This is a genomic window from Ideonella sp. P3_A4, assembly GCF_056403075.1.
Map to the genome: position 1 here is coordinate 1 of NZ_JBFUGE010000586.1, position 3,739 is coordinate 3,739.

Annotated in this window: 3 protein-coding genes; 2 read left to right on the forward strand and 1 reads right to left on the reverse strand. The window is 68.0% G+C overall.

Annotation, left to right across the window (positions count from 1 at the left end; genetic code table 11):
• Positions 1 to 2,204 (reverse strand): aminotransferase class V-fold PLP-dependent enzyme (locus tag AC1DYI_RS29370; RefSeq protein ID WP_477207656.1); only part of this gene is annotated, 2,204 nt, incomplete at its 3' end.
• A 312-nt stretch (positions 2,205 to 2,516) separates the two neighbouring features.
• On the opposite strand from AC1DYI_RS29370, the gene AC1DYI_RS29375 reads away from it, so the two are divergent.
• Positions 2,517 to 3,491, forward strand: coding sequence for a glycosyl hydrolase (locus AC1DYI_RS29375; RefSeq protein ID WP_477207657.1), 975 nt, complete (start codon positions 2,517 to 2,519; stop codon positions 3,489 to 3,491).
• Positions 3,492 to 3,500: 9 nt separating this feature from the next.
• On the forward strand, positions 3,501 to 3,739 hold a 239-nt coding region (locus tag AC1DYI_RS29380), incomplete at its 3' end, for a hypothetical protein (protein WP_477207658.1).

Genomic DNA, 3,739 nt, shown 5'->3' on the forward strand with positions numbered 1-3,739 from the left:
CTCCAGGCTTGCGTGTGGCCAAGGCGGCGCAGCACCTGCGCAGCCTGCAGGCTGCGGTTGCCGCTGCGGCAGAAGAACACCACCGCGGTCTCGGCCGGCAACGCCAGCCATTCGACCAAGCCGTTGAGCAGGCCGGACATCGGCACCGTCTGGTGCCGCACCGCCAGGCCCACATCGGGCGACACGCTCAGCCGCTGTTCATAGGGCTCGCGCACGTCGACCAGCAACAGATCCGGCTGCGTTTCCAACAGCAGCTGCAGCGCCTCAGGTGTCAGCTCATTCGGGGTGGCATCGACGCGGTCTTCGGCGACCGCGCCGTGGGCGCCCTCGCCGGTCAGGGCCAGCACCCGCTCGCGCGCCGCCTTGGCAGCCGCAAAGGCAGATGCGTCGATGGCCCCGCGCAACAACTGCGACAACAGCGGCTGAACCGCGCATTCGGTGCTCAACGTGCTCGCCACGCGCTGTTGGGGGTCGTGCCCCGGCGCCAGCAAGGTGTGCGGGCCCACGGCAGCCTCAAGCTGGCACAGCGACGCGCCATAGGCCTGCGGTGCACTGTTCGGGCCGATGCTGCTTCCCAGCGCGCCAGGAAGCACCACGTTGCCCACAAAGGCCATGCGCAGCCCCTGCGCACCGTGCAGCAGATAGGCGGTGGCGTCTTTCGTGTGCCCGGGCACAGCGAGCCGGCCGATGCGAAGCACGCCGAGCGCGATCTGCTCGGCGCCCTGCGGCCAACCCAAGAGCTCGAGCCCGGCCTGTGCCGCCGGCTCCAGCAGGTCTTGGGCGTCACGGCGAAACAGCAAGGTGTCAGATGCGCGCTCGCTGCGGCTGTGGGTGTCAAGCACCGCCGCCACCGTGTAGCCCTGGCAGCGCAGCCACTGCGACACGCGCTCGGTCACCTCGGCCAGCGGGTCGATCACCACGCAGCGGCGGCTGCTGGCATCGGCCACCACATAGCTGCAGGCACCGTCGACAATGAAACGCGAAACACCATCGGGCGCTAGCGCACGGCTGGGCACCGAGCCCAGGCAACACTCGCGCAGGGTCTCGCCGCAGGTGCGGATGCGGGCGCAGGCCTCGGCGATGAAGTCGGCGTCAGCGGCCGGGCCAAAGGACATGCGCACCGCCGAGGCAGTGCGCCATTCCGGCAGGCCCATCGCCTCCAGCACGAAGCTGGGCTTGGCCTGCGCGGCACTGCAGGCCGAGCCGCCGCTGACGCGCACGTCGGCGGCGTCGAACAAATCGAGCAGCAGTTTCGAGCTGAGGCCAGGCACCGAGAAGTTCAGCGTCGTCGGCAGGCTCAGCTCCAGCGGTGCGTTGAAGACCAGGCCGGGGAACGCATCCTGCAATGCCTCGACCAGGCTGGCCCGAAAGCTGGCCAGCGTGATGGGGCTCTTGAAGCCGCGGCCTTCTTCCATCGCGGCCAGCACCGCGCCGAGCGCTGCGATGCCGGACATGTTCTCGGTCCCGGAGCGTTGAGCGCCCTCTTGCCCGCCGCCCGCCAGCAGCGGCGTGAACGGCGCACCTTCGCGCACGTACAGCATGCCGATGCCCTTGGGGGCGTAAAGCTTGTGGCCAGAGAACGGGGCGTAGTCGATGCGGCGCTCGACCAGGCGAAGCGGCAGCTTGCCCAGCGCCTGCACGCCGTCGACCATCCACAGCGCCGGGCTGCCGGCCAGCGCGACGGCAATGCCGTCCAGGTCGCTGATCACACCGGTCTCGTTGTTCGCGGCCATGGTGCAGACCAGGCCGGCGCGCGGCGCATGGTCGCGCAGCCAGCCCAGGTCGTGCCGGCCATTCTGGTCGACTGGGATCGCGACCACCTCCAGCCCCATGCCGAGCAGCGCGTTCCAGTGCTTCAGCGCCTCGGGCACGGCCTTGTGCTCGGTGGCGCCGTAGAGCAACAGCTCGGGCATCGGTGAGGTCGCGGCACCTTCGGCACGGCGGGTGCGCAAGGCGCTCAAGGCCGACAGCACTGCGGTCTGGATGCCTTCGGTCGCCCCGCTGAGGAACAGCAGCTGGCCGCTCGGCGCTCCGAGCGCGCGGCGGGCTCGGGCTCGCACCGCGTTCATCATCGCCCTGGCCTTCAGGCCCGTGCTGTGGATGCTGCTGGGGTTGCCGAAATCATCGGCCATGGTGGCCAGCGCGGCTGCGCTGGCTTGGGCCAACACCGGGGTAGTGGCGTTGGCGTCTAGATAAATTTCCATCGAGGGTATCGATTTCGAAAGAGCGCCGGGTAGGCACAGCTGTGCATCCTAGCAACCGCCCTGCCGCTTGGCACCCCTAGACACCAAGGATGCAAATGACATCTGCGTCGTTGACCACGCGCAAGGGCTCGCGCTCTGCAAGCAAAGTCGTGGTCCGCACAACACCGCTTCTGCGGCTTCGTAGCCGGGGGTTGCCAACGCGTGCAACGTTCGGACACATCGATCCGCGTAAACGCGAAGACCGGCCGGCTGGGTGCGCCGAAGCAACGGTGCTAGTGTTCGGCACCCCTTCTTGAAAGCGCTGCCGCACCTATGAAACACCCCTCATCCACTTCGCGCCGCCGAGCGCTGGCCGCCGGCCTGGCGCTGCTGGCCGGATCACCGCTGGCGCTTGCTGACGCCATCGAGCAGGCCGCCACGGCCACGCTGTCCGACACGCCACAGTTGGCCGCCAAAAGCGTCAAGCGCGGCATCGCCTACGACCTGGCCAACGGCCCGGACCTGAAGGCACTGTCGCCCGGCGTGAGTTGGTGGTATGACTGGGGCCTTAAGCCCAACCCGGGCGCGCCGGCGGCCTACCGCAAGAAGTTCGACATGGACTTCTACTCGATGCTGTGGAACGACTCGTACGACCACGACACCGTCGTCAGCTGGCTGCTGGCCCACCCGAAGATCAAGTTCCTGCTGGTGCTGAACGAGCCCAACCTGGTCGAGCAGTCGAACAAGACCCCGCAGCAGGCGGCCGCGTTCTGGCCCGGCTACGAGCGCATCGCCACCGAAACCGGCGTGAAGATCGTCGGCCCGCAGATCACCTGGGGCACGATGTCGCCCTACAACGACCCGGTCGCGTGGCTGGATGCCTTCTACGCCGCCTACCGCTCGGCCAACGGCGGCCGCGACCCGCGCATCGACTACCTCGGCTTTCACTGGTACGACTACGGCCTGTCCGGCCAGCTCGACCGTTTGACCAAGTACGGCAAGCCCTTCTGGGTCACCGAGTTCGCCAACTGGCACTGGCAGTCGGACGGCGCGCAGATCGACACGCTGGAAAAGCAGAAGGCGCAGATGACCGACATGGTCTCGGTCTGCGAGCAGCGCACGGATGTGTTCCGTTATGCCTGGTTCACCGGCCGCTGGAACCCCGATCCGCACTTCACCAGCCTGCTGGCCAGCCCCGGCACCGGTCAGTTGACCGAGCTGGGCAGACACTATCTGTCGCTGCCGTTCACCAAGGCGCGGCCGCCGGCCGCTGATGTGGGCGAAACCGAGGCCGAAGCCATGCGCTAACGTCATGCCATGAAACGAAGAACGGGACTGGTGGCACTTGCGGCCTCGTTGGCCGGGCTGAAGGGCTCGGTCGCCCTGGCGGCCTGGTCGAACGACACAGCCGCTATTGCGGGCGAAATCGGCGCGCCCAAGCCACGCCGCGGCCACGCCTACTTTTCGGTCACCCTGCCCCTGGGCCAGGTGGCCGGTGTGGTGTCGGTTCACTTTCGTGGCGGCGAAGCAGTCTCCTTCTACGAGGACGCCGTCAC

Excerpts from the sequence above, each read along its gene's own strand:
- AC1DYI_RS29375 (WP_477207657.1), top strand. The coding sequence starts at position 2,517 with ATGAAACACCCCTCATCCACTTCGCGCCGCCGAGCGCTGGCCGCCGGC.